Raw genomic sequence first — 26,732 nt, forward strand, 5'->3', positions numbered from 1 at the left:
AATCCTACTCGGCTGCGCTCGCGGAGGAGAGGGCTACGTCCCGCAGCTCTCTGGGAAGGTTGAAGGCGATGGTTTCTTCCGCGGTGCGGACAATATCGACACTGACGTCGAACCGCTCTGAAAAGGCCGCAATGATCTCCTCGACCAGCAGTTCGGGTGCAGACGCTCCGGCTGTCAGGCCGAGGGAGGTAATGCCGTCAAACTTCGCCCAGTCGATCTCGCTTGCCCGCTGAACCAATGCCGAAACGCGGCAGCCGGAGCGCTCGGCAACCTCCCGAAGGCGCTGGGAGTTGGACGAATTTGGCGCACCGACAACAATCATGGCTTCCACTTGCGGGGCGACGGCCTTGACCGCTTCCTGCCGGTTGGTGGTGGCGTAGCAGATGTCTTCCTTGTGCGGGGCAACGATATCCGGAAAGCGGTCCTTCAGGATGGCGACAATCCCGTCCGTGTCATCGACCGACAGGGTGGTCTGGGTGATGAAGGCAAGCTGGCGTTCCGTGCGCGGCTGGAAGCTGCGTGCGTCCTGCTCGGTCTCGATCAGGGTAACGGCGCCGTCTTCCAGTTGACCCATTGTGCCGATCACTTCCGGATGGCCCTTGTGGCCGATCAGGAGGATCTCGCGGTCGCGGCGGTGATGAATTTCCGCTTCCTTGTGAACCTTGGAAACAAGCGGGCAAGTGGCATCGAGGTAGAACATGTTCCGGTTCTGCGCGTCTGCCGGAACGGACTTCGGCACCCCGTGCGCGGAGAAGATCACCGGACGGTCCTGATCGCCTTGCGGGATTTCATCGAGTTCCTCGACGAACACCGCTCCCTTGGCGCGCAGGCTGTCGACCACGAACTTGTTATGAACGATTTCGTGGCGCACATAGACCGGACGCCCATATTTTTCCAGCGCCAGCTCTACGATCTGAATGGCCCTGTCGACGCCCGCACAAAATCCGCGCGGGGCGCAGAGTTTGAGGCTCAAAGGCGGTTTTTTATGAGAAGTTTCAGTCATGCTTGCCCTTCAGATCAGCGTCACGCGCAATAAGGGTTGTATGGCCTTTGCTGTCAAGGGCAAAGCCCTCCGGCCTGTTGCAGACCCAACGCAAGTTGCACCTCCTTGTCGCCCAAGTCTCGCCAAGTTTTACAGGACCTGATAAGAACCGCTGAATTCGAAACGAAACGGTTGGAATACTGATGGCGTCTGGAGTCAAAATTTGGGCAAATCGCAAGGTGCGGATGCTGGCCATTCTGGGTGGTCTGGCGGGGGCACTGGCAGGGTGCGAAAGCGTCGGGGAAACCAGCTCCGAGTTTGCCAAGACGGTGATTGCAGGCGGTCAGGAACCGGTCGTGGTCAGCCAGGACACGTTCGCCGGTCCGGTCTATTGCCCGCCGATCCAGCTTCAGCGCAACAGCTTCCTGATCATGAAATTCGCCCGTGGCAGGGACGATGATCCTGCAGGGCTGATGTATCAGGCCACCATCGAGGATTGGGCCAAGAGCTGTACCGTAGACCCGAGCGGTGAAACCCGCATCAAGATCGGCCTGAAGGGGGATGTGACCCCGGGACCGGCCTGGAAGGGCGGCGATGTCACGCTTCCCGTTCGCATTGCCATTGTCCCGACCGAGGATGGAGCCAAGCCGATCATTTCCGAGCTGATCAAGCTTCCTGTTTCGGTCGGTGAGGGGGCTCCAAGCGTTGGTTGGGCCATCGTGGAGGACAAGTTCCTTGTGCCGGCCAATACCGAGCTGAAAATCCTCTTTGGTTTTGACGAGGGCGGACGTCGCTAACAGGTCCGAAAGTGCCTCGTTGGACAGCCTGACGGTTCGGACTTGTCGGATTTCCGGAGCAGGAAATCTGATTCTCTGGGCCTCATGTGCGGCAAGAAACTGCGACCAAAGGCGTAAATCGGCTTTGCCGTCAAAGAGATGCCGCAGGGGCTTCATAGTAGCTGTTTTCAGCTGAATGTCTTTTATTGACAACAAGGGGCCGCATTCGCAATATCAGGCCCGTCAGGATCGTACCCTGACAACCATGCCCTGAAAGGTTTCACAGTGGCATGGCGACGCACATGCGGGAGAGGCCGGGTGAAAGGATCCTGGCGCCGAAGGAGCAACCGCCCCGGAAACTCTCAGGCGAAAAGGACCGCATGGGCTCAACGCTCTGGAAAGCAGTGCTCCGCGTGATGCGGACTGCTCACCGAAGGAGTAACCGTGTGGAGGTCTTTGGACCCCGGCGGGAAATCTCTCAGGTTCTGGGACAGAGGGGGCGCGCGCAGGTCAGCCGACTTGCGTCCAGCGCCAACCCGAGCCCAAGGACCATTTATGGCCGAGCCTGCTGATACACAAAATCTATCTCTCACGCCGCTGAACGACCTTCATGTCGAGCTGGGCGGTCGCATGGTGCCTTTCGCAGGCTACTCCATGCCGGTTCAATATCCGTCCGGCATCATGACCGAGCACCAGCACACGCGCGATCACGCAGGTCTGTTTGACGTGTCCCACATGGGGCAGGCCTGGCTGATCGGTCCGGACCACGAAACCACCGCTCGTGCGCTTGAAGCCCTTGTGCCGTCGAACATGGTGGAGCTGGCGCGCGGCAAGCAGCGCTACACTGTCCTCCTGAATGACGAAGGCGGGATCGTTGACGACCTGATGGTCACACGCCCGCTCGCTGAAGACCGTGACGGGCAGCTATTCATCGTGGTCAACGCGTCGCGCAAGGACGTGGACTACGCACTGCTTCGTGAAAAACTGCCGGAAAGCGTCCGCCTGGAACTGGTGGAAGATCGCGCGCTGATCGCCCTTCAGGGTCCGGAAGCCGTTGCCGTTGTCGCCGCTCATGCACCTGCAGTCAGCGAGCTGGGCTTCATGGAAGCCGATTTCATGGAATTCGACGGCATTGCCTGCCACATTTCCCGCTCCGGCTACACCGGCGAGGACGGGGTTGAAATGTCCGTTCCAGCTGGCGCTGCAGAAGCAATTGCAAAGGCGCTCCTCGCAGATGAACGTGTGAAGCCGATCGGTCTTGGCGCGCGCGACTCGCTGCGCCTTGAGGCAGGTCTCTGCCTTTATGGCCACGATCTCGACGAGACCACATCCCCGGTTGAAGGCTCGATCACCTTTGCGATGCAAAAGCGTCGCCGTGAGGAAGGCGGCTTTCCCGGTGCAGCCCGCATTCAAAAGGAACTGGCAGAAGGCACATCCCGCATTCGCGTCGGCTTCCGTCTGGACGGCAAGGCTCCCGCACGCGAAGGCGCGGAAATCCGCCTTGGCGACGGCACTGTGATCGGAACCGTCACGTCGGGCGGCTTTGCGCCGACCCTCGGCGCCCCGATTGCCATGGGCTATGTCGATGCCGCCCATTCCGAAATCGGAACCAAGGTGAACCTTGTTGTCCGCAACCGGGAACTCCCGGCTGAGGTCGCCGCCATGCCGTTTGTGCAGCAGCGCTATTACCGCAAACCAAAGAACTAACTTCCAGAGACTGGACCTGACCCATGACGACTTATTACTCCAAAGACCACGAGTGGATCTCCGTAGACGGCGACATCGCGACTGTCGGTATCACCAACTACGCCCAGGAACAGCTCGGCGACGTTGTGTTCGTGGAACTGCCGGACACCGGCAAGACCGTTTCTCAGGGCGATGAAGCCGCTGTTGTTGAATCCGTAAAGGCGGCCAGCGAAGTCTACGCGCCGCTCGACGGCGAGATCGTTGAAACCAATGGCATTCTGGCTGACGAGCCGGCCAAGGTGAACGAAGACCCGGAAGGCGCTGCCTGGTTCGTGAAGATGAAACTGTCCAACCCGGACCAGCTGTCTGAACTGCTGGACGAAGCCGGTTACAAGGCGTTCATCGCAGACCTCTAAGGCTTTGGAGCAGGCATGAAAAACCACCTATACACCGCAGAAGTTTGCTGGACGCTCGACGGGGAGTTCCCGCGCGGCAAATATTCCCGCAAGCATGTCTGGCGGTTTGACGGTGGCATTGACGTGCCTGCATCTGCCTCCCATCTGGTTGTGCCGCTGCCCTGGTCTGACAAGGCGGCGGTCGATCCAGAAGAGGCGCTGATAGCCTCCATTTCCTCCTGCCACATGCTGACCTTTCTCGACATCGCCCGCCGGGCGAAGCACTCGATCGTCAGCTACACCGACAAGGCAGAAGGGATCATGGAGGAAATCGCTCCAAAGCGCATGGCGGTGACAAGGGTGACTCTCAATCCCGAGATCGTTTTTGAAGATCAGTTGCCAAGCCGGGAAGAGCTGGACGCCCTGCACCATGAAGCCCACGAAATCTGCTTCATCGCCAATTCCGTAAAATGCGAAATCACTGTGGCGCCGGATATCGTGCGCCTCGTTTCCGTAGAACCGCAAGCAAGGGTTTGATCTCCCGATGCGTTATTTGCCTCTGACTGACACAGACCGCGCCGACATGCTGGCCAAGGTCGGTGTCGACACCATTGACGAGCTTTTTGCCGATATTCCGGAAAAGGCTCGTCTGAAGGGTCTGGTAGACCTGCCGCGCCGCGCCAGCGAAATGCAGGTGGAGCGCCAGCTGTCCGCCATGGCCGCCAAGAACACCCCGGCCAGCTCTGTGCCGTTTTTTGTTGGGGCAGGGGCTTACAAGCACCATGTTCCGGCAACGGTTGACCACCTGATCCAGCGTTCGGAGTTCTTGACCTCCTACACGCCGTATCAGCCGGAAATCACCCAGGGCACCCTGCATTACCTCTTCGAGTTCCAGACACAGGTTGCCCGCCTGACCGACATGGAAGTGGCCAACGCCTCCATGTATGACGGCTCCACCGGGACTGGCGAAGCCGTGCTGATGGCGCACCGCGTCACCAAGCGCAAGAAGGCGGTTCTCTCCGGTGGCCTGCACCCGCAGTACCGGGAAGTCGTTGAGGGCCTCTCCAACATGGCCGACGATCAGGTCGTCAGCTTGCCTGCAGACCCGACCGGCACCGAGGACATTCTTGCCCAGATCGACGATGAAACCTCCTGCGTGGTGGTTCAGTCTCCGTCCTTCTACGGCCAGATCATCGACCTGAAGCCGATCGCCGAAAAGGCCCATGAAAAGGGCGCCCTGCTGATCGCCGTCTTCACCGAAGTGGTTTCGCTCGGCCTCATCGAGGCTCCGGGCACGCAAGGCGCGGACATCGTGGTTGGCGAAGGCCAGTCCATCGGCAACGGCCTGAATTTCGGCGGACCTTACGTTGGCCTCTTTGCCACCCGCCAGAAATACATCCGCCAGATGCCGGGCCGCCTTTGCGGTGAAACCGTCGATGCAGAAGGCAAGCGCGGTTTTGTGCTGACGCTCTCCACCCGCGAGCAGCATATCCGCCGCGACAAGGCAACGTCCAACATCTGCACAAACTCCGGTCTGTGTTGTCTGGCCTTCACGATCCACATGTCCCTTCTGGGGCAAAAGGGTCTCGGCAAGCTGGCGCGGATCAACCACGCCAACGCCGTCAGCCTGAAGAAGCAGCTTGCGGCTGTTCCGGGCGTTGAAGTGCTGAACAAGGCCTATTTCAACGAGTTCACCGTCAAGCTGCCGAAGTCGGCAAACGACGTTGTCGAAGCTCTGGCTGCCAAGGGTATTCTGGCCGGTGTGCCGGTCTCCCGCCTGGTTCCGGGCAAGGCAGAACTCGAAAACCTTCTGGTTGTTGCTGCAACCGAGGTGAACACCGACGAAGACCGTGCAGCCTTTGCCGCTGCCCTGAAGGAGGTGCTGGCATGAAACCGCAGTGGCTATATAGCGTAGAGAAGTGCGAAGCAGCTTTAGATATATTGCTATCTCCAAGTCGGTCATATCAAGAAAATATTGCACTTGCTTGGAAGACTGAGCTAATGCATCTAAGGGATGATAGTATTCCGGATAATTGTTTGGCTGAGTTTGATGAGTTTCGTAGAAAGGTTAGAGAATACGGTAAGCATACTGAGGGGCATGGTCTCCATTTTGATGGAGTGAGCGGCGCTTCTCTGGAGAAGATAACGGATTGTTTCTTGGGGTTTTATCGAAAAGTCCTCTCTGAGAGCCGTTGTGAAAAATCGGAGGTGCTGGCATGAGCCTGAACAATCAGGGGCGCCCGACCCATGTGGGCGAAGTGGGCGACAGCTTCCGCCCGACAACCTTTACCGGCAACCGCGGCCTCGACATGGAAGAGCCGCTGATCTTCGAATTCGGCCGTCTGGACAATACAGGCGTCGACCTCGATGAGCCTGAAAGCTTCGAAAGCGAACTTGGCGGTCACGAGCGCACTAACGAACTCGGCCTGCCGGGCCTCGCCGAGCCGGAAGCCATGCGCCACTATGTGCGCCTGTCGCGCAACAACTACGCGATCGACAGCGGCCTGTATCCGCTTGGCTCGTGCACCATGAAGCACAATCCGCGCCTGAACGAAAAGATGGCGCGCCTGCCGGGCTTCGGCGACATTCATCCGCTGCAGCCTGCCTCCACGGTTCCGGGCGCGCTGGAGCTGATCGACGAGCTGGCCCACTGGCTGATGGTCACCACCGGCACCTCTGCGGTTGCCATGAGCCCGAAGGCCGGTGCGCACGGCGAGCTTTGCGGCATGATGGCCATCAAGGCGGCGCACACCGCCAATGGCCGCAAGCCGGAGATCGTTCTGGTTCCAGAAAGCGCCCACGGCACCAACCCGGCAACGGCAGCCCTTCTCGGCTACAAGGTTGTGGCAATTGATGCCAAGGACGACGGCACCGTCGATCTGGATGCGCTCAAGACCACCATCGCCAAGCACGAAGGCAACATTGCCGGCATCATGCTGACCAACCCGAACACCTGCGGGCTGTTCGAGCGGGACGTGATGACAATTGCCGACCTGATCCACGAGGCTGGCGGCTACTTCTACTGCGACGGCGCGAACTTCAACGCCATTGTCGGCAAGGCTCGTCCGGGTGATCTTGGCGTCGATGCCATGCACATCAACCTGCACAAGACCTTCTCGACCCCGCATGGCGGCGGCGGTCCGGGCTCCGGTCCGGTGGTTCTGTCCGATCGTCTGGCGCCCTATGCTCCGCTGCCCTTCATCCGCAAGACGGATGCAGGTCTGGAGCTGGTTGAGACCGACGCGCAGACCAAGGGTGACGAAAAGCCGTTTGGCCGCATGACTGCCTTCCACGGTCAGATGGGCATGTATGTCCGTGCGCTCAGCTATATGATGAGCCATGGCTCCGACGGCCTGAAGCAGGCATCCGAGGATGCAGTGCTGAACGCGAACTATGTCCGCGTCGGCCTGCAGGACATCATGTCCCTGCCGTTTGGCGAGCGTCCGTGCATGCACGAAGTGCTGTTCGACGATTCGTTCCTGAAGGACACCGGCGTCACCACGCTCGACTTTGCCAAGGCGATGATCGACGAGGGCTATCACCCGATGACCATGTACTTCCCGCTGGTGGTGCATGGCGCGATGCTGATCGAGCCGACCGAGTCGGAAAGCCGTGCGGCTCTCGACCTCTTCGTTGCCACCATGCGCGATCTGGTCCTCAGCGCAAAACGCGGCGAGACCGAGCGTTTCGCCGGAGCGCCTTACCTTGCTCCGCGCCGCCGCCTGGATGAAACCGGCGCTGCCCGCAAGCCGATCCTGAAATGGACCGAGCCTGCCCCGGCAGAAGTCACTCCGGTCGCAGCCGAATAATCGCGGCAACGCAAATCTGAAAAAGCGAAGGGCGATCCAACCGGATCGCCCTTTTTTGTACTCAGGCGGCCATGAGAGTGGTCATCCAGCTGTTGCGCTTGATCAGGAAATTTCGGAGCAAGGTCGGGTAGGTCTCAGACACCGCATTGCGAACCGATGGACGATTGAACAGCGCCAGACGCCACCGCTTGACGGACTGCAGTCCGTCAAAAATGCCGGTGTAGGAAAAGTCCTCAAAAACATCGAAATAACGGAAAACCGGCCCAAATGCCGCGTCGACAAGGGAAAAGTCGCTTCCCGAAAAGAACGGACCATCATGGTCAATCATCTTATCAAGATGCTCGAATTTGGCTCGAAGATTGAGCGCTGCCTTTCGAAACGCAATCTCATCACCTGCGCTGTAGAGCGAGCCGATCCCGTTCAGGATTTGCGAGGCAAACTCCACATAGGCGCGATGTCTTGCGCGTTCTTCCGGGTTCTCCGGCAGCAGGCGACCGGGGAGAGTTTCGTCCAGATATTCAGCGATTGCCGCTGATTCGAACAAAAACTGGTCATCATCGACTTTCAGGAGCGGCACTTTTTCCAATGGCGAAGCTTTTTTGAACCAATCCGGTTTGTCCGCGAGATCGATTGTAATCCGTTCAAAGGCAACGCCCTTTTCCTGAAGAACGATGGCAGCTCGCTGGACATAGGGGCAAAGGGCGTGGCTTACCAAAGTGTATTGATGTGTCATGATCATTCCTTTCATGCAGCTGCATGAATATAAATGCACCTACATTGAAAATCAATATTGATGCAGCTGCATGAAGAAGGTATCGATGCATCATGAATGATGACACTTCGGATCGGGTCCGGACTGACAGGTTGATGAATGTCTGGGCCCGCGTGATCAAAACCAGCCACAACCTGCTTGAACGGGTGGAGCGAAAACTCAAGAACGAGGGGTTTCCCCCCTTGAGCTGGTACGATGTCCTGCTTGAGCTTCGCCGCGAAGACAGCAAGGCGCTGCGGCCCGTCGACATCGAAAGGCGCACCTTGTTGGCGCAATATAACGTTTCTAGATTGCTCGAACGAATTGCAAAGGCAGGCTACGCGGAAAAGGCCAGATCTGAGGACGATGGGCGCGGCACGGTCGTGAAATTGACCGCATCCGGTGAGCAGCTCCTTGATGCAATGTGGCCGGTTTACCGATCAGCGGTCGAAAATGAGCTTGGTCAACATCTCACCGAGGAGGAGATGAAGCTGATTTTGGAGGCTCTTAAAAAAATACCAGAATAGATTGCTACCTGTGACAGACTAACCGAGTTTGGTTGATCACAAGAAAAGGCGGCGTGCGTCCTCAAACGGGAATGTGCTGGAAGCCAGCACAGGCAACTATGAGGAGGCCTCATGTCATCGACCCCACGCAACATCATCTATGCTCTCAGTCAGGAAGCGCCGATCAGCGGCATAGTTGGCAGTGATTTCACCCATGTGATCCTGTCCTTCCTGCTGCCCAATGCGGATGGAACAGTGACCCCGAGTGGAGAACTTGAATCCCTGCTGCAGTCGGTGGACGCGATCCGCGAAGGCGGGAAGCGAAAGGTGATGGTCTCGCTTGGCGGGGGAACGGCAACGCCGGAGGGCTGGGCAGGACTTGCTGCCAATGTCGATCAGGCAGCTGCCTCCATCATGGCCTTCGTGCGCCAGAACAAGCTCGATGGTGTCGACATCGACTACGAAATCACCGAGGCATTCTATAATCCGGCAGGCGCAGGTTATGACCCGGTGGCATTCCTGAGCGACCTTTCGACCGCCCTCAAATCAAGCGCAGGCTTTGATGGGACGCTCGTATCCCACGCCCCTCAGCCACCCTATCTTTATCCGAACGAGTATCCGCAATATCCGGCAGGCCCCTACTGCGGGGTCCTGCAGAAAGCGGGGCGCCACATCGACTGGCTGAATATCCAGTATTACAACAATCCGTCTTTTGTCGGCGCATCTGCGGACGAGCAGGCGAACCTTGTTGTCGGGTCGACAGCGTCCACAGCCTTTGCCTCCAGCATTCTGGCCTTGAGCAACGCCTTTCCTGCTGACCAGTTGGTTCTCGGCAAGATCTCGTCCCCGGAAAATGGTGGCAGCGGCTATCTGTGCGCTCAGGATGTCGCCACCTATCTGGTGACGCCGATCGTCCAGCAACTTGGCTCCAAATTCGGCGGGGTCATGGCCTGGCAATTTGCCCTCAACAACGGAACCAATCAGAACGCCTGCGAATGGGCGAGCATCATCCAGGCAGCGCTGGATAGCTAGATTGCCGAGCGGTCAGTCGAGCGCGCCGTTCAGCAAAGCACCAAGCACCGGGTGCGGAAAGGCCCGCTCGACCGTGACCGCATAAAAAGCCTCGAAAATCTTGAGGTCAAATGGCGCCGTGGCGATCAAACCGGAAGCAATTTCGTCCGCAAGGACGACGGATGGGGCAATGGCAAGGCCCACATTCTCGCGGGCCAACAGGCGGACCATGGCCATGTCGTCCACATCGGCGATGATGTTTGGAGAAAGACCCAGCCGGGCCACGAGACTGTCGAACCCGGTGCGGATCGAGCTTTCGCTCGGCAGGATCAGCGGTTCGCTTGCGAGCAGGTCAGGCAGTTGCCTGTTTGCAAGGCGTGCCGGGTTTCCGTGAATGAAAACAGGCTGCTCGGCAAGCCGGTGCGCGGTGAAATCTCCCGACAAGGTACTGTCAGGCGGACTTGTGGTCAGCACTACATCAAGTGCCAGCGACTTCAGCGCATCCAGAAGGACGCTGGCGCTTCCCGAGCGAAGGGCGAGTGAATGTGGCCCCTGCTCAAGAACGGGTTTCAGGAAGCGCAGCTGAAAGTTTCTCGACAGTGTTGACTGTGCACCGACGCGCAAGGGGGGCGCCGACTGGCCGGAGCGCTGCAAGGTGGCGACCAGTTCTTCTCCGGTTCCGAAGATCCGGTCCGCATGGTCCAGCACGATCCGTCCCACTTCTGTCAGCACCAACTGGCGTCCGGACCGGTCGAAGAGGGCATGACCCAATCGGGCTTCAAGCTGCTTGATCTGCATGGACAGGGCCGATTGCGACAGGTTCACCCGTTGCGCTGTGCGCGTCAGGTTTCCCTCATGCGCCACTTCCCGGAAGTAGCGCAAATGGTGGTAATTCAGATTGTCCATATGAGGTCCTCAAGCAGCGCCACGCGTGTTCAGTTAAATAGAACAAAAATACATAAAAGATATATTTTTATTATTTATTGGTGTGGGGCATATCGGTCGCCAATTGCTCACACCCAACAGAGAGACCGAAACATGGCGATGATCCTCGAAGTGGCCGCAACCCTTGTGGGGCAGCTGCAAAAGCCAACGATGGCATTCCTCATTGGCGGCATGGTGCTGGCCGCGCTCGGCAGCAAGCTGGAAGTCCCTGCACCCGTTTACAAGTTTGTTGTCCTGCTCCTGCTCTTGAAGGTGGGGCTGAGCGCGGGGATTTCCGTGCGATCCGCAGATGCGCTGTCTTTGGCCGTCCCGGCCCTCCTTGCTGCACTCATCGGCATCGTCATCGTGCTGTTCGGAGCAAAGATCTTCTCCTTCTGGGAGGGTGTTCCAAAGGCGGATGCAATGGCGACCGTCGGATTGTTCGGAGCTGTATCTGCTGCAACTCTGGCCGCCGGCATGGCGATGCTGGATGCGGAAGGGATCTACTACGAGGGCTTCATTGGTGCCCTCTATCCCTTCATGGATGTTGCGGCCCTTGTCACAGCGATCTTCATGGCACGGATGAGCATGGTCAAGGCGACGGCCATTTCGTCAACATCTAGCGGAACAGCTGTGATCGGCGGTGGCCACAGCAGCTTCACCGGCGACTTTGACAGCAAGCTTGCAAGGGACATCATCGTCGATACGATCAAGAGCCCGGCCATTTCTGCGCTGCTTCTGGGCATTGCCATTGGCTTGCTGGCCCGGCCCGAGGCGGTCTTCGCCAGTTTCTATGAGCCGCTCTTTCGTGGTCTCCTGACGATCCTGATGCTGGTTATGGGCATGGAGGCCTGGTCGCGGTTGGCGGAACTGAAGAAGGTGGCCCACGCTTACGTGCTCTATGCGCTTGTCGCCCCGCAGATCCATGGTCTGCTCGGCTTTTCCCTCGGACTGGTGGCGCACCACTTCACCGGCTTTTCGGCGGGCGGTGTGGTCCTTCTTTCCGTCATGGCGGCGTCCAGCTCGGATATTTCGGGGCCGCCCACCATGCGGGCAGCCCTGCCGGAGGCAAACCCGTCTGCTTATGTCGGAGCTTCAACCGGCCTGGGCACTCCGGTCGCAATCCTCTCCATTCCCCTCTTCATGGCCTTGGCGGATTACGTGATCGGCTTCTAGCGAGCTCAACGTGGAGCGAGATGCGGCGGCTTCTTGGCGCGGCAGCTCGCCCCAAACCCGAAACCAGTTGGAATGCGTGCGGAAGTGGGAGCGCCATGCAAACGCCCTGTTAGGTCAGGCGCGCAGACTGCTGTTGGTCGTCCTTTAGGAGAGAAATCTGATCCAAGCTCCGGAAATAAAAGTTGACAAATTAAATGTCAACATGACAATACAATTGTCAAATAAGGAGGCAGTGTGACCAAGACTGATCAAGCCTACGCAATCATCCAGCTCATTCGACCGGTTCACCGTCGATTGGCGAGGGCCGTCGAGACGAAGCTCGCAGGATCAGGCATCAGCGTTGGCATGCGGGCTGTCATGGAAATTCTGGCGGTTAAGGGGAAATCGTCGGTTCCGGAAATCGCCCGGAACCTGTTCTTGAAGCGCCAGCAAATCCAACTTCTGGTGAATGAGCTGGAGGCCAAGGGATATCTGGAAAGAGGCCCAAACCCGGCACACAAGCGGTCGCCGCTTTTTGCGCTGACGAAAGATGGTTTGTCTGAATTCGAGAGAATTCGCCAGACTGAAAACATGGAACTTGAGGCCCTGGTGACCCCTCTGTCTCAAGCGGAGCTCGCGTCGACCGAAGTCGTTTTGCGCCAGCTTTTGGAGCATTTCTCTGCATTTGAAGACGATCCGGATAATCTCGGTTCGCTTGAATGAGCAATTTGAAGGTCAAGTCATGAGTATCGACGTTTTGATCGGGGTTCTGGCCATGTGCATCGCCGTGGGAGTTTTCTACGTCCTATTTGCGCTGGCCCGGGTCGGGCGACCCACACGAGGTCCTCGGATTGACCGAAGCGCAAGGCTGAACACTGCTTTGATTGTCATTGATGTTCAGGAGGACTTTACCCGAAACACCGGCAAGCACGCCTACAACGGGCAGGCAACCGAAACGGCCTTGTCCGAAATCAACAAGGCCGTTTTCGAGGCCCGTTCTGATGGAACTCCCGTCGCTTTCATTAAATACGTCTTTCGGGACAAGCCTGTCATCTGGGCGATGAAGATGACCGCAGGCGGGATGGGTACGCCGGGTCGGGAAGGATTGAGACTTGACCGGGCGCTGGATGTGGGAACCGCGCCCACATTTGAAAAGTCGATTGGCGACAGTTTTTCCAACCGGGAGTTTGAAGCCTGGCTGGAGGAAAACCACGTTGGTCAGCTTGTTCTGATGGGCCTTGATGCCTGTCACTGCGTGCAGCTGACGGCGAAAGGTGCGCTTGCCCGTGGCTATGAGGTGGAAATCCGTGAGGCCGGGACGCTGACCAACACACTCGAAAAGTGGCGGGATTTAAGGTCTGAGTTAGTGGGAATTGGTGTGCAGGTCGCCTGAAACTGCGCAGCCATTCTATCTGCCTTGACAGACCTGCAGATTTCGACAAGATTGCGCGCATGACCAAGATCCGCACCGCAGCATTCGTATATTTTTATTACGTCTCCGACATATCGGCGGCTGCGTAGGATTTTGCTCTGACAAATCAAACCTCACAAAAGCCGCCGCGTCAGGCGGCTTTTTGATTTGTGAAGGCACCTGGCGGGCACTCCACCGGGAAAGCCAAAATGACCAGACACATGCTTGAAGCCGGAAAACCGGCAACGCGTCTCAAATCGGAAACCTTGCAGGTTCTTCTGGAACGCGGCCTCGTCAATCAGGCCAGCGATCTTGAAGCTCTTGATGCCCGCCTGGCCGAAGGTCCGGTCACCGTGTACGCCGGGTTCGATGCAACAGCGGGCAGCCTTCATGTCGGACATCTGATGCCGCTGATGGCCATGCGCTGGATGCAGAAACTCGGGCATCGTCCGATTGCTGTTCTGGGCGGCGGGACCACGCAGGTTGGTGATCCAAGCTTTCGCAACGAAGCGCGTCCCCTGCTGAACGATCTCCAGATTTCTGCAAATGTTGCCGGGATTCGCCGGTGCATCGATCGGCTTGTCGACATGAGCGGTGAAGACGGTGCGATCATGGTCGACAATGCCGAATGGCTCACCGAGTTCCGGTTCCTCGAATTCCTGCGGGACTACGGCTCCCAGTTCACGGTCAACCGGATGGTGACATTCGAGAGCGTGAAGTCCCGGCTGGAAGCCCAGTCCCCGCTGACCGTCCTTGAGTTCTGCTACATGATGCTGCAGGCGGTCGACTTCCTCGAGCTGTCCCGTCGCTACAATTGCGAGATGCAGATTGGCGGATCGGACCAATGGGGCAATATCGTCAATGGCATTGAGCTGGGCCGCAAGGCGGACGGGCGCAAGTTGCACGGCCTGACCGTTCCTCTGCTCACCACGGCAGGCGGGGCAAAGATGGGCAAGACAGCGGCTGGTGCGGTCTGGCTGCATCCCGAACATCTGTCGCCCTTCGGTTTCTGGCAGTTCTGGCGCAACACGGCCGATGCCGATGTTGGCCGTTTCCTGCGTCTCTTCACCGAGCTTCCCATCAATGAGGTCGAGCGGTTGTCGCTGCTTCAGGGCAACGAGCTGAACGAGGCCAAGAAGATCCTTTCCACGCAGGTGACGGCGATTGTTCACGGAGCCGAAGAGGCCAGAACGGCGTTGGAGCAGGGAGAGGCGCTGTTTTCCGGAGACGGAGACCTGACCGACCCGACCCATGTTCTGCCTCGCGAGTGTTTGTCGGAAGGCCTTGGCCTTCTGGAACTGCTGGTCCGGATTGGATTTGCGGACACAAACGGGGAAGCTCGGCGGCTCGTGGAAGGGGGTGGTGTTCGCCTCAATCGACAGGTGATCGAGGATGTCCGCCGTCAAATCAGTGTCGGCGATCTGCAGGCGGAAGACCGGCTGGCAGTGGCCGTCGGCAAGCGGCGAAAGGCATTGGTCGGCTTTTCCTGATCTCGTTTACGGCCTGAGGCCGGGGCTCATGGTGCGTCCCGGCCTGCCTGTTCGCCGGAATTTCTGCTCGTGCCACAGAATTGACCCAGCGTCCCGAGTAGGTTGCCCGAAAAGGAGAGCGAACATGGACCGAAGGACTTTTCTGATGGGCGCTGCCATGGTGTCGGCGTCGACCATTGGGCTCAATTGCAGGCTTTCCGCCGCGACGCTGCAGTCCGAAAGATGGGCATTGAAGCTGGTGGAGGCCGCGAAAAGCCAGATCGGCGTGACCGTGATCTACGATCCCGCTTATGTCGGCCTAAAATTTCCAAACGGGGATGTTCCGCGGGACCGGGGCGTGTGTTCCGATGTTGTGATCCGCGCCTACCGGGACGCGTTCGGGTTTGATCTGCAGGAAGCCGTTCACAAGGACATGAAAGCAAATTTCTCGTCCTATCCGACACGCTGGGGCCTGAAGCGCCCCGACCGGAATATCGATCATCGGCGGGTGCTGAACCTTGCGAAGTTCTTCGAGCGGCGGGGCGCACGCCTGCAGGTGAGTGACCGGGGAGAAGACTTCCTTACGGGAGATATTATCGAGCAGGTGCTGCCCGGAAACTTGCCCCATATGGCGATCGTCAGCGATCAGGCCGCACCCGGTTCAAACCATCCGATGGTCATTCATAACATCGGTGGCGGCACGCGATTGGAAGACCGGCTGTTCACTTTCGAGCTCACAGGGCATTTCCGCTTTCCCCCGCCGGGGGTCGAAGGTGCATGAGGTCAGTCGCCGCCTGCCTCCAGAGGCCTGACATGGGACAATGCTGTCTCGCGGGCCGCATTACGCACTTCGTCTTTCAAAGCCTTGTTTTCGATTGTGCGTGACAGGACCATTCCGCCCACACAAAGGGCAGACAGGGCCAGCGCCTTTTGCCGGGTATCCGCCTGAGGTTCTGCGCCTGCAAGATTGTGTTCAAACAGCCAAGTCATCGCCTTTAACAGGGATTCATAGGATGCCTTCACTTCCGGTGTGGCGCGGGCAACGTCCGAGGGAAGGGCAATCATCGGGCATTGGCCATCCAGATCCCCGAGATGTTCGGTGGAGAGATAACTGTCGATCATGGCCCGAACGGTTTCGGGGCCTCCAGACTGCAGGTCGATGCCCGCCTGATCGCGCCATTCCTTGCCGCGCCCGTTCAGGAATCCCGAGATTGCTTCCGCATAGACCTCGTTCTTGTTCTTGAAATGATTGTAGAACCCGCCTCGGGTCAGGCCAACTTCGGCCATGATGTCGTCTATGGACACCTCGGAAAACCCGCGGCGATTGAACAGGATCCGGGCATTCTCGACGATTTTGGCCCTGACGCGCGCCTTGTGTTCGGGACTGTATGGCATGGCTTCCTCTGTGGCTTCGGCGCAGCATAGCCGATCCCTAAATATGTTCTTGAACATATTTAGAATGCCGTCAGGTTTCCAGCATGCGCCCCTCACCGGGATGCCTCGGAAAGTTGCAAAGTTGAGAGAAGTTAAATGGTTCTACCCGTCACATTCACATTCATTGGTCTTTACGCGATCGCTCTCGTGGTCTTGACCAGCTGGATCGGTCTTTATCGCGGAGCAACCAACCAGTTGAGGGGAGAGGGTACCGACCCCGTGTTGTTCAAGCGATCACGGTTCCATGGCAATCTGGTTGAGAATGCGCCAGCAACGGCCTTGGTGCTGGGGGCTGGAGAGGCGCTTGGACTGGGTACGAATTGGCTCTGGCTGGCGGTGCTGTCGTTTATTGTCGGGCGGGCTCTCTATTTTGTCCTGTATGATCAGAAGATGCGGGCACTGCCGATGACGATGACCCAATTCCCGGCTGCACTCATCGGTGTCTGGGTGCTTTACACGCTCTGGATGGCCTGAGCGACAGGGGGCTGGACGCGCAACTGACCAGGGAGGCAGATATGGCGTATGACGAGGAGCTGACCAACCGCTTTCGTGACTTTGTCGACGGGCTTCCGGGCCTCTCGGAAAAGCGGATGATGGGCGGCGTCTGTTTCATGGTTCAAGGCAACATGATCGGTGGGGCAGATCGCTCGAAGGAGGGTGTGCCGCGGTTCATGTTTCGTGTCGGCAAGGAAAACGAGGCCCGCGCCTCCGCCTTGCCCGGTGCGGAGCCGATGGTTCAGGGCGGGCGGCGCATGTCGGGCTTCTTCTTCGTGAATGCGGAAGATCATGAGGACGGGACCATCAGGGAGTGGGTTCAGCTTGCCGTCGGGCATGCCATGACCTTGCCGGAGAAATGATGCCATTTTCCGAGGCAACCGTCGATTTTCTCACCGATCTCAGGGCCAACAACACAAGCGACTGGTTTGGCGCAAATCGCAAGATCTATGAGACTGATGTGCGGGATGCTGCGAAGTGGTTTTCAGCGGAAGTCGTCCGCATGCTTGAGGAGAAACTGGACGCACCGCATCGTGCCCGGATCTTCCGGATCAATCGTGATCTGAGATTTGCCAAGGACAAGACACCCTACAATACGCATGTCCATATGGCCTTCATGAAAGGTGACGGCGAGAAGGACGGGCCAGCGCTGATGCTGGGGCTCGAGCCGGGCAAGCTCACCTTCGGGGCTGGCATCATGCAATTTGCGCCGGGGCGATTGGCCCGGTGGCGGGACTTCGTGTCAGGCGAAGGCGGGGAACGTGTGGTCGCAGCTTTGAATGCACTGGAGGGGCTGGGAGCGAGAGTGCCGAAACCTGATCTAAAGAAGGTGCCCGCGCCTTTTCCGCAAGATCACCGGGCGGCGGATCTGCTGAAACGCAAGGGACTGACTGTCTGGATTGATCAGGAAGATGTCACGCCTGCACTTGGAGCCGACGGGCCGGAAAACTGCGTGGACCGCCTCATCGTGTTCGCGCCAATCGTAGAGCTTCTGGGTGAGATTGAATGAAAAAGGGGCGGCGAAAAATCTCGCCGCCCCTGAACCCTGCCTGATTGCCAGAGGGATCAGAACCTGAGCGATCAGAAGAAGCCCAGCTTGTTTGGATTGTAGCTCATCAGGATGTTCTTGGTCTGCTGGTAGTGGTCCAGCATCATCTTGTGGGTCTCGCGGCCAATGCCCGACTGCTTGTAGCCGCCGAAGGCCGCATGCGCCGGATAGGCGTGATAATTGTTCACCCACACACGGCCTGCCTCAATGGCACGGCCAAAGCGGTAGCAGGTGTTGGCATCGCGGGACCAGACACCGGCGCCAAGGCCGTACATCGTGTCATTGGCAATGGCGAGCGCCTCTGCCTCGTCCTTGAAGGTGGTGACGGAAACAACCGGACCGAAGATTTCTTCCTGGAAGACGCGCATCTTGTTGTGCCCCTTCAGGATGGTCGGCTGGATGTAATAGCCATTGGCCAGATCGCCGCCAAAATCGGCCGCGCCGCCACCCACCAGCACTTCGGCCCCTTCCTCACGGCCAATCTGCAGATAGGAGAGGATCTTCTCCTGCTGCTCACGGCTCGCCTGCGCGCCAACCATCGTGTCGGCAAGACGCGGGTCGCCCTGCTTGATGGCCTTCACGCGCTGGATGGCCCGCTCGATGAAGGCGTCATAAATGTCTTCCTGGATCAAGGCACGGCTCGGGCAGGTGCAGACTTCACCCTGGTTGAAGGCGAAGAGCACAAACCCTTCAACAGCCTTGTCGAGGAACGCATCATCTTCGCGCATCACGTCGGAGAAGAAGATATTCGGGGACTTGCCGCCGAGTTCCAGTGTGACCGGGATCAGGTTCTCGGTCGCATATTCCATGATCTTGCGGCCCGTTGCCGTGGAGCCGGTGAAGGCGATCTTGGCAATTCGCTTGGAGCGCCCGAGGGCCGCACCAACTTCCGCGCCATATCCGTTGACGACGTTCAGGACACCGGCAGGCAAAAGATCGGCAATCAGTTCCACCAGAACCATGATGGCGGCCGGGGTTTGTTCTGCAGGCTTCAGGACAATGCAGTTGCCGGCAGCCAGCGCGGGAGCCAGTTTCCATGCGGCCATCAGCAGCGAGAAGTTCCACGGAATGATCTGGGCAACCACACCCAGCGGCTCGTGGAAGTGATAGGCGATCGTGTCGGCGTCAATTTCCGACATGGAGCCTTCCTGACCGCGCAGGATGCCCGCAAAATAGCGGAAATGGTCGACGGACAGGGGAATGTCGGCTGCGGTGGTCTCGCGGATCGGCTTGCCGTTGTCCCAGGTTTCCGCCTGCGCCAGAAGGTCGAGATTGGCCTCGATCACATCGGCGATCTTCAGGAGAATGTTGGACCGGGTCGCTGCCGGGGTCTTGCCCCATGCATCCTTCGCAGCATGGGCCGCATCCAGCGCCAGCTCCACATCCGCGGCATCCGAGCGGGCGACTTCGCAGACAGCGGCGCCGGTAATCGGTGTGATGTTGGAAAAGTAGCGGCCATTGACCGGGGCAACAAACTTGCCGCCGATGAAGTTGTCGTAGCGCGCTTTGAAAGGTGAGCTGGCGTCAGCCACAATCTTGGACATTTCGTTCATGGGGGTCTCCTCCACTTTGGTCCCTGGCTCCTCCGCCAAGGCTGAGGGGAGTGTGCCCATGTGCGAGGAAGATATCACCGCCCCGAAGAAGGTCCGGGGGCCAACCTGTCTCGCTTCTGAGACAGGTTGAGGGGTCAGGTTTCGATCTGAAGCCGCTTCATGCGCCGGTATAGGGTTGCACGGCCAATTCCAAGGTCTCTTGCCGCCTTGGATGCGTTGCCCTGCGCCCGCGTCAGCGCCCGCTGGATTGCGGCACGTTCGGCCTTGGCAAAGCCTGTCGCCCCGTCTTCACGGCCAAAAAGATCTGTTGCAGGAACATGGGAGAAGGGACCGGAGGCAGGCAGATGAAACGCCTTGCGCGCCCCGCGGGTCGCCCCGATCACGATGTCGTCGCTGTTGACGGCCAGGAGAGCGACTGCGTCCGAGGGCGCTTGATCTGCACACAGGATCCGTGCACCGGGAAATGTCGCCCGAAAGGTCTCGGCCTCAATGCGCTGGGCCATCTGGACAACGGACGAGGCGATAAGCCGGTTGAGCATGTCGGTCTGGTTGGCGCGTGCCGACGAGACATCCAGAGCGCCGATCAGCTGGCCCTCGGCACCGTGGATCGGAGCGTCGACACAGCTCATGGCAACATTGCGGGCAAGGAAATGTTCGGGACCGTGAACAATAACCTGCCGTTGCTCGGCGAGGCATGTGCCGATGCCGTTCGTGCCTTCGGCGGCTTCGCTCCAGTCGGCCCCCTCGCGAAGCCCCCATCTGTCGAAGTCAGCCGTATCTGCAACACTGCAGCGGCGATCGAGAACAATGCCATCCGCGTCGGTCAGGATAACCGTGCAGCCGGCGGAGCCAAGCAGGCCATAGAGGTGGTCGAGTTTGGACGCGGCAAGCCTCAAAAGTTTTGCCAATGCTGCCTGTCGATGGCCAAGCGCGTGGCTTTCAAGACAATCCCGGCTCTTGCTCGCCGCCGGGTCCAGTCCATGAAACATCGCCGACCGGGACCAGGACGCTGCAATCAGGCTAGCTGCCGGAGCCGAGCGCGAGTGGACCGTTCGCAGGACTGTGTCGACATGGTTCTGGGCGGTTGCGATTTCCAAACTCCGATCCTGACCAAACGGGAGATTGGCATTTTGAATACATCAAACGCGGCCAGGTGTATGTCTGTACATAGGTGCAAGGGGGCAGGGCAGGCATGAAAAAACCCCCGGTGTTTCCATGGAAACAAACCGGGGGCAGATATTCGCGGGGATCGCGAAGCGTGTCCTGCTTATTTCTGCAGGCGGGATCGGAGATCTTGTCTCAGTTCGTCAATCGGCGTGCGGGACTTGCCTGAACCGGTGTGCCAGAAAGTCCAGCCATTGCAGGACTGCTGACCCTGAACCAACGCACCGACCTTGTGAATGGACCCGGTGTGATTGCCCGACTTCAGGGAACCGTCCGCGCGGACGACAGCCAGATGCTGGCCCTTGGAGCAGGACAGTTCGGTTCCGGGTTTCAAGATGCCGGTTTCCAGCAGGGAGCCGAAGGGAATGCGCTTTTCCGCGCGCTTGCCCTTTTGCATTTCCAGAGATTCAGCATCTCCAGGGGTGATTGCGGCAAGGCGGGCTTCCGCGTGGCGGATATACTCTTCCTCGCGCTCCACGCCGACATAGTTCCGGCCGAGTTTCTTGGCGACAGCCCCAGTCGTGCCCGTGCCGAAGAAGGGATCAAGGACAACGTCGCCCGGCTGGGAAGAGGCGGTCAACACCCGATAAAGCAGGGCTTCCGGCTTCTGGGTCGGATGAACCTTCTGGCCAGCCTCGTCCTTCAGGCGCTCGCCACCGGTGCACAGCGGCAATTGCCAGTCGGAACGCATCTGCAGATCGTCATTGAACGTCTTCAGGGCGTCGTAGTTGAAGGTCGGCTTGGCATCCTTGGACTTGGTTGCCCATATGATGGTTTCATGCGCGTTGGTGAAACGCTTGCCCCGGAAGTTCGGCATCGGGTTGGACTTGAGCCAGATGATGTCGTTCATGATCCAGAAGCCAAGATCCTGAAGGATCGCGCCAACGCGGAAGATGTTGTGGTAGGAGCCGATCACATAAAGGGAAGCGTCCGGCTTCATCACGCGCCGCACGGCAAGCAGCCATGCGCGGGTAAAGGCATCATAAGCCTCGAAGCTCGCAAACTGGTCCCAGTGGTCGTCACAAGCGTCGACCTTGGAATCGTCCGGCCGCAGCAGATCACCCCCAAGCTGGAGGTTGTAGGGCGGGTCGGCAAAAACCAGGTCAACCGATTTGGACGGCAGTCGTTCCAGCGCGGAAACACAGTCTCCGCGGTGAATGGTGTTGAGCCAGGATGGTTCCGCCATGGAACCTTGGGATTTAAGGGGTGTCGCGAAGGACACCCCAGTACGCAGAACACTCATTGCGACGCAATACCTCACGCAATTTCGAGTGTCATGGTTACCGGGTTTGGTAAATCAGGCGTTAAGCAGGAATCAGAAAAGAGTCCTATGAATCAATGCTTTGTTTACATTAGTAAAGCCTTGACCTTACGGTGACTATACCTAGCCTACGGAAAAGGCCAGAATTCTGCTGATTTCGTTCAACGAACGACCACTTTCAGCTTTCCATTCGTTAAAGCCTTGCTGAATCGCCTGAAGATTTTTTTTCGATGGCTTGTCAGAAAATGCAACTTTTTCGCGAATCAAAGCAGCTATTACATCCCTGGAAAGCATGAAACTCTCCTTGCCGATGAATCGCAGCGCAAGTGATCCGGTCGCGCCGCCGAGTCGCGAACCCCGTTTCTTGAGAAGGTCCATGAGCCCGATCTGGTCTGTAACCGGGTAATCGGCGAAGAAGCGTGCCGCGCTGCCGTGCTCGGCGGCCAGGTCTTTCAGGAAGAGGGCGTTGGCTTGAACGGAACGGATCTTCATGCCGTTGCGGACAATTCGCTTGTCGCTGGTCAACCGGTCATATTCTTCATCCGGCCAAAAGGAGAGGAGCCCAACGTCGAACCCTTCGAAGGCTTCCTCGAAACCGGGCCATTTCTGGTCGATCACTTTCCAGCTGAAGCCGGTGTAAAAAACGCAGCGCGTGAACATGGCGAGCCAGCGATCGTCGCTGATCGCCGCAAGTTCCTCAGGCGTCTTCGGCCCTTCCCGCTCGGCCAGAAGGCTGACAAGCGTGTCGTGCCCTCCTTTTTGCTCTGCCGCGAGGGCCTCGATTTCCGAAAAGGGACGCATGCACGTTACTCCGCAGGGTAAGAACGGCCTACGCTGCCTTGCCTTGTGAGAATTGGCAAGAAGGGAGCCGCAGTCTAGAGCACATCCACCCAACCTTGGATCAGTTTGATGGAGTGGAATTTTCTGGCCAGTAAGGAGAAGACCACAGAATGATGCCCACGCATCATTCGAGGATTTCGACGACGCTGGTCTGGAAAATCTGCCCAAGCGTTCACGAAAAGGGACTTGTCCGGGGATGAGACCGCTTGAACTTGGTTTTGTCCGCCCTGACGGCGTTGCGTTTGCCTTGCGGTGGATGTCACCGCAGCGTCAAACGCGCCTGGTCAGCTCGAACACTCCCGGCGCTCAAACGGTTCAAGGTTGGGTGGATGTGCTCTACCGCTCCTCGATGCGGGTCTTTCTTTCGAACTTGCGAAGGGCGAGGGACAGCGAGACGGTCATCGTGAGATAGATGAAGGCTACGACGTTATAGGTCTCAAAGAAGCGGAACGACCCGGCGGCGTAGACCTTGCCGAGTTGGGTAATGTCTGCAACGCCAAGCACGGAGACGAGGGAGCTGTCCTTGATCATGGCAACGAAGTCGTTGCCGAGCGGAGGCAGGATGGTTCTAAGCGCTTGCGGGAAGACGATCAGGCGAAACCGCAACCAGCCGTTCATGCCAAGCGCCTTGGCAGCCTCGATCTGCCCCTTGTCGACGGCCTGAATTCCCGCACGAAACACTTCGGCGATGAAAGCCGAATAGCCGATGGTCAGCGCAACGATGGCGCGCCAGATCAGCGGAAAATCACGCGTCTTCATCTCGCCGAGCCCGAGCGGTTCGATGATCGCATTGATGATGGCCACAAGGAGCGGCGTTGCCACGAAGGCGATGTAAAGCAGCAGCACGAGAATCGGCAGTCCCCGCACGACCTCGATATAGAACCGGGCGATCTGGCGTATGGCCAGAAATCTGGAAAGGGAAGCGACGGCCAACAGAAGGCCAAGCGCCGAGGCAAGGGAAAAGCCGACAAGGGTGACGAACATCGTGATGCCGATGCCCTTTGCGACAATGGCAAACACCTGCCCGTAAATGTCGCTGACATAGGCATAGACGGCAAAACCCGTCGCCAGAACGCTCAGGGCGACCAGCCAGTAGGGAAAATCTTCGTTTTTGTCGGAAGAAGAATGCGCCATGAAAAAAGTGCCCCGCCGGTCGGGTGATCAGCGGGGCTTGTTTCTCTTACTGGCCAAGCTTGTAGTCGAGGAACCACTTCTTGTTCAGGGCATCCATCGTGCCGTCTTCCTTCATGGAAGCAATCGCGGCATTGATCGGCTCGACGAGGTTGGAGCCTTTCGGGAAGATAAAGCCGAAGTCTTCGCTGCCCAGCGGATCGCCGATCAGCTTGAAGGTATCCGGGTTTGCGCTGACATAGCCCTGGCCGGCAGTGCCGTCTGTGAGAACGAGATCAACGTCGCCAGCACGCAGGGCCTGAACCGAAGCGCCGAATGTCTCGAACAGCTTGATGCGCGAATTGGCTTCATTGCCATCCAGAACTTCATAGACCGCCACATAGAACGGTGTGGTGCCCGGCTGCGCGCCAACCAGAAGGTCTTCATTGGCAGCAAAGCTCTTGGCATCGGTGAAGCGATCTTCCTTGGCGCCAACCAGCATGAACATTTCCGAGCGCATGTAGGCGTCGGAGAAGTCGACCTTTTCCTTGCGGTCATCACGGATGGTGATGCCGGTCATGCCCACTTCATACTGGCCCTCGGACACAGCAGGGATCATCGCATCCCAGCTGACATTCTCATAGGTGACCTTGATGTTCAGGCGCTTGGCGATTTCTGCCATGGCGTCATACTCCCAGCCGATGGCGTCACCGGACTTGGGATCAACGAACTGGAGCGGCGGATAGGCGTTCTCGGTGACGACGACAACTTCGCGTCCATCGAGGTTCGGCAATTCTGCTGCCTGGGCAATCCCGGACAGGGCGATTGCGCCAATGGCAAAAGTGGCGGCTTGTAGAACTGGCATGAGCCGTGTCATCGATCTCTCCTGAGGTGACGGGCAGAGGGGACCCGCAAAAAGACACCCAGATGCAGTACCCCATCATCCAGGCAGTTTCAACGCGCATTGCCAGACCTGCGGATGTTCAGATTGCTGAAAAACTTTTCGTCATGTGAAAAAAACTTCAAAAAAGCCGTTTATTCATATTGACGCGGCGTTCAAGGTTGTCGATGGTGTTCGGTTAACAACAACAATAAGGAGAAAAGAAATTGCCTGACAATGTGAGTGTTCTGAACGGTCAATCCCTGCGCCCGACCGAAACCGCACCGGCCCACCCGCTTACGCCCTTCACGGATGCGAAGCAGGCGGTTGCGCGGCTGATCGAGATTTTTGAGGCCAATACCGCTTTCCTGAGAAAAGCCTTTCAGGACCTTCTGGACGGAAAACAGCTGGATGGCCGGGTTCGGGCCTTCTATCCGCTGGTCCATATCGTGACCGACAGCCACGTCCGTCTCGACAGCCGCCTGTCCTACGGCTTCGTGTCGGGGCCGGGGATGCACGGAACCACCATCACCCGACCGGATCTATTCCGCCATTATCTGGAAACCCAGATCGCGCTTCTCATCAAGAACCACGATGTTCCGGTTCTGGTTGGCGACAGCGACATGCCGATCCCGCTCCACTTTGCCTTCTATGACGGGACGCATGTGGAAGGCGGCGCTGCAGCTGCAAAGCTGGATTTGCCGCTGGCAGACGTGTTTGACCTCCCGGACCTGTCGGTGATGGATGACGCCATCGCCAACGGCACGTACGAGCCGGCAAACGGGGTGATGCCGCTGGCGTCCTTCACCGCGCCGCGCGTGGACTATTCCCTGCACCGCCTGCAGCATTACACGGCAACGGCAGCCGGGCACTTCCAGAACTATGTGCTCTTCACGAACTACCAGTTCTATATCGACGAATTCTGCCGCATGTCCCACGAGGTTCTGGCTGATCCGAACAGTGGCTACGAGGCTTTTGTGGAGCCGGGCAACCTCATCACGCGCTCGGGGGAAACCGAACCCAGCTCGGGCACTGCTCCCGCCAAGCTGCCGCAAATGCCGGCCTATCATCTCAAGCGTAAAGGCCATGCCGGCATCACGATGGTGAATATCGGCGTTGGTCCTTCGAACGCCAAGACGATCACCGACCATATCGCGGTTCTGCGTCCGCATGCCTGGCTGATGCTTGGTCACTGTGCGGGCCTGCGCAACAGCCAGACCCTGGGTGACTACGTTCTCGCCCATGGCTATGTGCGCGAGGACAACGTTCTCAATCAGGATCTGCCGACCTGGGTTCCGATCCCGCCGCTTGCCGAAGTTCAGGTGGCGCTGGAAGAAGCCGTTGCCGAAATCACCGGTTATGACGGCTATGAACTCAAGCGCGTCATGCGCACGGGAACGGTTGCCTCCATTGACAACCGGAACTGGGAACTGTGGGACCAGAAGGGCCTCGTGCAGCGCTTCTCCCAGTCTCGTGCAATCGCGCTGGACATGGAATCGGCGACGATTGCTGCCAACGGCTTCCGCTTCCGCGTGCCTTACGGGACCCTGCTCTGTGTGTCTGACAAGCCGCTCCATGGCGAACTGAAGCTTCCAGGCATGGCAACCGACTTCTACAAGACGCAGGTCGCCCAGCATCTGAAGATCGGCCTCAGGGCTCTGGAGAAGCTGCGCGACATGCCGAGCGACCGGCTGCATTCCCGCAAGCTCAGAAGCTTTGCGGAAACCGCTTTCCAGTAAACTGCTTATATAGTATTTAAAATCGAGTGTGGAACTGCGGCGAAAGTGCCTATTCGCCGCAGCCTGTTTGAGGTGTTTTTTCCTCGATAGGAGTGTTCAAAGAGCCAAGTAATACGATGTTGGATGAAGTAAAATTTTTTCTCTCAAACGAAGGTTACATTGCAAGTATATCTATATTTTTAGGCGTAGTAGGCTGGATGGTCTCATTGCGGAGATCCCTCGCGCAGGAAAAGCGGCAGAATACTCTAACAGGCTGCTGAACAACGCCTTGCGTTTGCGCAATCTCAGTCCTGCGGTTTGATTTTGGACGGTTTGAGCAGCCGCGGGCGCCGG

General features: G+C 58.3%; 28 protein-coding genes and 2 riboswitches. Of the genes, 18 read left to right on the top strand and 10 right to left on the bottom strand.

Annotated elements, in window-relative coordinates; all coding sequences use genetic code 11:
• Nucleotides 1–4: 4 nt before the first annotated feature.
• On the bottom strand, nucleotides 5–1,003 hold the full coding sequence (ispH, locus tag F0155_RS19235; RefSeq protein ID WP_150526183.1) for a 4-hydroxy-3-methylbut-2-enyl diphosphate reductase: 999 nt from the start codon (nucleotides 1,001–1,003) through the stop codon (nucleotides 5–7).
• A gap of 182 nt (nucleotides 1,004–1,185) precedes the next feature.
• Here ispH and F0155_RS19240 point away from each other — a divergent pair, with 182 nt between their 5' ends.
• From F0155_RS19240 to gcvPB, 7 genes are all read left to right on the top strand, one after another.
• Nucleotides 1,186–1,779, top strand: a complete 594-nt coding sequence (locus tag F0155_RS19240) for a hypothetical protein (protein WP_208999375.1) — start codon at nucleotides 1,186–1,188, stop codon at nucleotides 1,777–1,779.
• Between the two features lie 274 nt (nucleotides 1,780–2,053).
• Nucleotides 2,054–2,147: riboswitch (glycine riboswitch) on the top strand.
• A gap of 3 nt (nucleotides 2,148–2,150) precedes the next feature.
• A riboswitch (glycine riboswitch) is annotated at nucleotides 2,151–2,254 on the top strand.
• A gap of 59 nt (nucleotides 2,255–2,313) precedes the next feature.
• Nucleotides 2,314–3,465, top strand: coding sequence for a glycine cleavage system aminomethyltransferase GcvT (gene gcvT, locus F0155_RS19245; protein ID WP_150526184.1), 1,152 nt, complete (start codon nucleotides 2,314–2,316; stop codon nucleotides 3,463–3,465).
• Nucleotides 3,466–3,488: 23 nt separating this feature from the next.
• Nucleotides 3,489–3,860: a glycine cleavage system protein GcvH gene (gene gcvH, locus F0155_RS19250; RefSeq protein ID WP_150526185.1), complete on the top strand. Its 372-nt coding sequence runs from the start codon at nucleotides 3,489–3,491 to the stop codon at nucleotides 3,858–3,860.
• A 15-nt stretch (nucleotides 3,861–3,875) separates the two neighbouring features.
• A complete protein-coding gene (locus tag F0155_RS19255; RefSeq protein ID WP_150526186.1) occupies nucleotides 3,876–4,376 on the top strand; it encodes an OsmC family protein in 501 nt (166 codons plus the stop codon).
• A 7-nt stretch (nucleotides 4,377–4,383) separates the two neighbouring features.
• A complete protein-coding gene (gcvPA, locus tag F0155_RS19260; protein ID WP_150526187.1) occupies nucleotides 4,384–5,730 on the top strand; it encodes an aminomethyl-transferring glycine dehydrogenase subunit GcvPA in 1,347 nt (448 codons plus the stop codon).
• Nucleotides 5,727–6,059 carry a hypothetical protein gene (locus F0155_RS19265; protein ID WP_150526188.1) on the top strand — a complete coding sequence of 111 codons (333 nt, stop codon included), beginning with the start codon at nucleotides 5,727–5,729 and terminating at the stop codon, nucleotides 6,057–6,059. Before gcvPA ends, F0155_RS19265 begins: the two co-directional genes overlap by 4 nt.
• Nucleotides 6,056–7,648 (top strand): aminomethyl-transferring glycine dehydrogenase subunit GcvPB, encoded by a 1,593-nt coding sequence (gene gcvPB / locus F0155_RS19270; protein WP_150526189.1) that lies wholly within the window; start codon nucleotides 6,056–6,058, stop codon nucleotides 7,646–7,648. The genes F0155_RS19265 and gcvPB overlap by 4 nt, the downstream gene beginning before the upstream one ends.
• 61 nt (nucleotides 7,649–7,709) lie before the next feature.
• Here the strand turns inward: gcvPB and F0155_RS19275 are convergent, their stop codons facing one another.
• The gene (locus F0155_RS19275) at nucleotides 7,710–8,381 is read right to left on the bottom strand and encodes a glutathione S-transferase family protein (protein ID WP_150526190.1); all 672 of its coding nucleotides are present in this window, start codon (nucleotides 8,379–8,381) and stop codon (nucleotides 7,710–7,712) included.
• Between the two features lie 92 nt (nucleotides 8,382–8,473).
• Between F0155_RS19275 and F0155_RS19280 the strand changes: the two genes are divergently transcribed.
• Together F0155_RS19280 and F0155_RS19285 are read left to right on the top strand one after the other, a co-directional pair.
• The gene (locus F0155_RS19280) at nucleotides 8,474–8,926 is read left to right on the top strand and encodes a MarR family winged helix-turn-helix transcriptional regulator (RefSeq protein WP_150526191.1); all 453 of its coding nucleotides are present in this window, start codon (nucleotides 8,474–8,476) and stop codon (nucleotides 8,924–8,926) included.
• Nucleotides 8,927–9,037: 111 nt separating this feature from the next.
• Nucleotides 9,038–9,937 carry a glycoside hydrolase family 18 protein gene (locus F0155_RS19285; protein ID WP_150526192.1) on the top strand — a complete coding sequence of 300 codons (900 nt, stop codon included), beginning with the start codon at nucleotides 9,038–9,040 and terminating at the stop codon, nucleotides 9,935–9,937.
• Nucleotides 9,938–9,949: 12 nt separating this feature from the next.
• On the opposite strand, the gene F0155_RS19290 is transcribed toward F0155_RS19285, so the two are convergent.
• On the bottom strand, nucleotides 9,950–10,822 hold the full coding sequence (locus F0155_RS19290; protein ID WP_150526193.1) for a LysR family transcriptional regulator: 873 nt from the start codon (nucleotides 10,820–10,822) through the stop codon (nucleotides 9,950–9,952).
• A 132-nt stretch (nucleotides 10,823–10,954) separates the two neighbouring features.
• Here F0155_RS19290 and F0155_RS19295 point away from each other — a divergent pair, with 132 nt between their 5' ends.
• The 5 genes from F0155_RS19295 (at nucleotide 10,955) to F0155_RS19315 (ending at nucleotide 15,656) form a co-directional block, all read left to right on the top strand.
• Complete coding sequence (locus tag F0155_RS19295; protein WP_150526194.1) at nucleotides 10,955–12,016, top strand: sodium-dependent bicarbonate transport family permease; 1,062 nt, start codon at nucleotides 10,955–10,957, stop codon at nucleotides 12,014–12,016.
• Nucleotides 12,017–12,250: 234 nt separating this feature from the next.
• Complete coding sequence (locus F0155_RS19300) at nucleotides 12,251–12,718, top strand: MarR family winged helix-turn-helix transcriptional regulator (protein WP_150526195.1); 468 nt, start codon at nucleotides 12,251–12,253, stop codon at nucleotides 12,716–12,718.
• 19 nt (nucleotides 12,719–12,737) lie between these two features.
• Nucleotides 12,738–13,388: a cysteine hydrolase family protein gene (locus F0155_RS19305; protein WP_208999376.1), complete on the top strand. Its 651-nt coding sequence runs from the start codon at nucleotides 12,738–12,740 to the stop codon at nucleotides 13,386–13,388.
• A gap of 227 nt (nucleotides 13,389–13,615) precedes the next feature.
• Nucleotides 13,616–14,896: a tyrosine--tRNA ligase gene (gene tyrS, locus F0155_RS19310; protein ID WP_150526196.1), complete on the top strand. Its 1,281-nt coding sequence runs from the start codon at nucleotides 13,616–13,618 to the stop codon at nucleotides 14,894–14,896.
• A 124-nt stretch (nucleotides 14,897–15,020) separates the two neighbouring features.
• Nucleotides 15,021–15,656, top strand: a complete 636-nt coding sequence (locus F0155_RS19315) for a DUF1287 domain-containing protein (RefSeq protein WP_150526197.1) — start codon at nucleotides 15,021–15,023, stop codon at nucleotides 15,654–15,656.
• Nucleotides 15,657–15,658: 2 nt separating this feature from the next.
• Here the strand turns inward: F0155_RS19315 and F0155_RS19320 are convergent, their stop codons facing one another.
• A complete protein-coding gene (locus F0155_RS19320) occupies nucleotides 15,659–16,270 on the bottom strand; it encodes a TetR/AcrR family transcriptional regulator (RefSeq protein WP_150526198.1) in 612 nt (203 codons plus the stop codon).
• 135 nt (nucleotides 16,271–16,405) lie between these two features.
• Here F0155_RS19320 and F0155_RS19325 point away from each other — a divergent pair, with 135 nt between their 5' ends.
• The 3 genes from F0155_RS19325 to F0155_RS19335 are packed head-to-tail and all read left to right on the top strand — an operon-like array spanning nucleotide 16,406 to nucleotide 17,813.
• Nucleotides 16,406–16,783 carry an MAPEG family protein gene (locus F0155_RS19325; protein WP_150526199.1) on the top strand — a complete coding sequence of 126 codons (378 nt, stop codon included), beginning with the start codon at nucleotides 16,406–16,408 and terminating at the stop codon, nucleotides 16,781–16,783.
• 41 nt (nucleotides 16,784–16,824) lie between these two features.
• Complete coding sequence (locus F0155_RS19330) at nucleotides 16,825–17,166, top strand: TfoX/Sxy family protein (protein WP_150526200.1); 342 nt, start codon at nucleotides 16,825–16,827, stop codon at nucleotides 17,164–17,166.
• The gene (locus F0155_RS19335; protein ID WP_161599843.1) at nucleotides 17,166–17,813 is read left to right on the top strand and encodes a TIGR02453 family protein; all 648 of its coding nucleotides are present in this window, start codon (nucleotides 17,166–17,168) and stop codon (nucleotides 17,811–17,813) included. The genes F0155_RS19330 and F0155_RS19335 overlap by 1 nt, the downstream gene beginning before the upstream one ends.
• Nucleotides 17,814–17,884: 71 nt before the next feature.
• On the opposite strand, the gene adh is transcribed toward F0155_RS19335, so the two are convergent.
• From adh to F0155_RS19365, 6 genes are all read right to left on the bottom strand, one after another.
• Nucleotides 17,885–19,405, bottom strand: coding sequence for an aldehyde dehydrogenase (gene adh, locus F0155_RS19340; protein ID WP_150526202.1), 1,521 nt, complete (start codon nucleotides 19,403–19,405; stop codon nucleotides 17,885–17,887).
• Nucleotides 19,406–19,539: 134 nt separating this feature from the next.
• The gene (locus F0155_RS19345; RefSeq protein WP_208999377.1) at nucleotides 19,540–20,502 is read right to left on the bottom strand and encodes a helix-turn-helix domain-containing protein; all 963 of its coding nucleotides are present in this window, start codon (nucleotides 20,500–20,502) and stop codon (nucleotides 19,540–19,542) included.
• A gap of 170 nt (nucleotides 20,503–20,672) precedes the next feature.
• Nucleotides 20,673–21,755, bottom strand: coding sequence for a site-specific DNA-methyltransferase (locus F0155_RS19350; RefSeq protein WP_192913850.1), 1,083 nt, complete (start codon nucleotides 21,753–21,755; stop codon nucleotides 20,673–20,675).
• A gap of 198 nt (nucleotides 21,756–21,953) precedes the next feature.
• A complete protein-coding gene (locus F0155_RS19355) occupies nucleotides 21,954–22,631 on the bottom strand; it encodes a DNA-3-methyladenine glycosylase I (RefSeq protein ID WP_150526204.1) in 678 nt (225 codons plus the stop codon).
• A 375-nt stretch (nucleotides 22,632–23,006) separates the two neighbouring features.
• A complete protein-coding gene (locus tag F0155_RS19360; protein WP_150526205.1) occupies nucleotides 23,007–23,804 on the bottom strand; it encodes an amino acid ABC transporter permease in 798 nt (265 codons plus the stop codon).
• A 46-nt stretch (nucleotides 23,805–23,850) separates the two neighbouring features.
• Entirely contained in the window at nucleotides 23,851–24,657 is an 807-nt protein-coding gene (locus F0155_RS19365) for a transporter substrate-binding domain-containing protein (protein WP_192913851.1), read from the bottom strand.
• 230 nt (nucleotides 24,658–24,887) lie between these two features.
• Between F0155_RS19365 and F0155_RS19370 the strand changes: the two genes are divergently transcribed.
• Nucleotides 24,888–26,399, top strand: coding sequence for an AMP nucleosidase (locus F0155_RS19370; RefSeq protein WP_425299988.1), 1,512 nt, complete (start codon nucleotides 24,888–24,890; stop codon nucleotides 26,397–26,399).
• Nucleotides 26,400–26,732: the final 333 nt, after the last annotated feature.

Origin of the sequence: Roseibium sediminis (assembly GCF_008711325.1) — a bacterium.
In the GTDB taxonomy this organism is placed as follows: Bacteria; Pseudomonadota; Alphaproteobacteria; order Rhizobiales; family Stappiaceae; genus Roseibium; species Roseibium sediminis.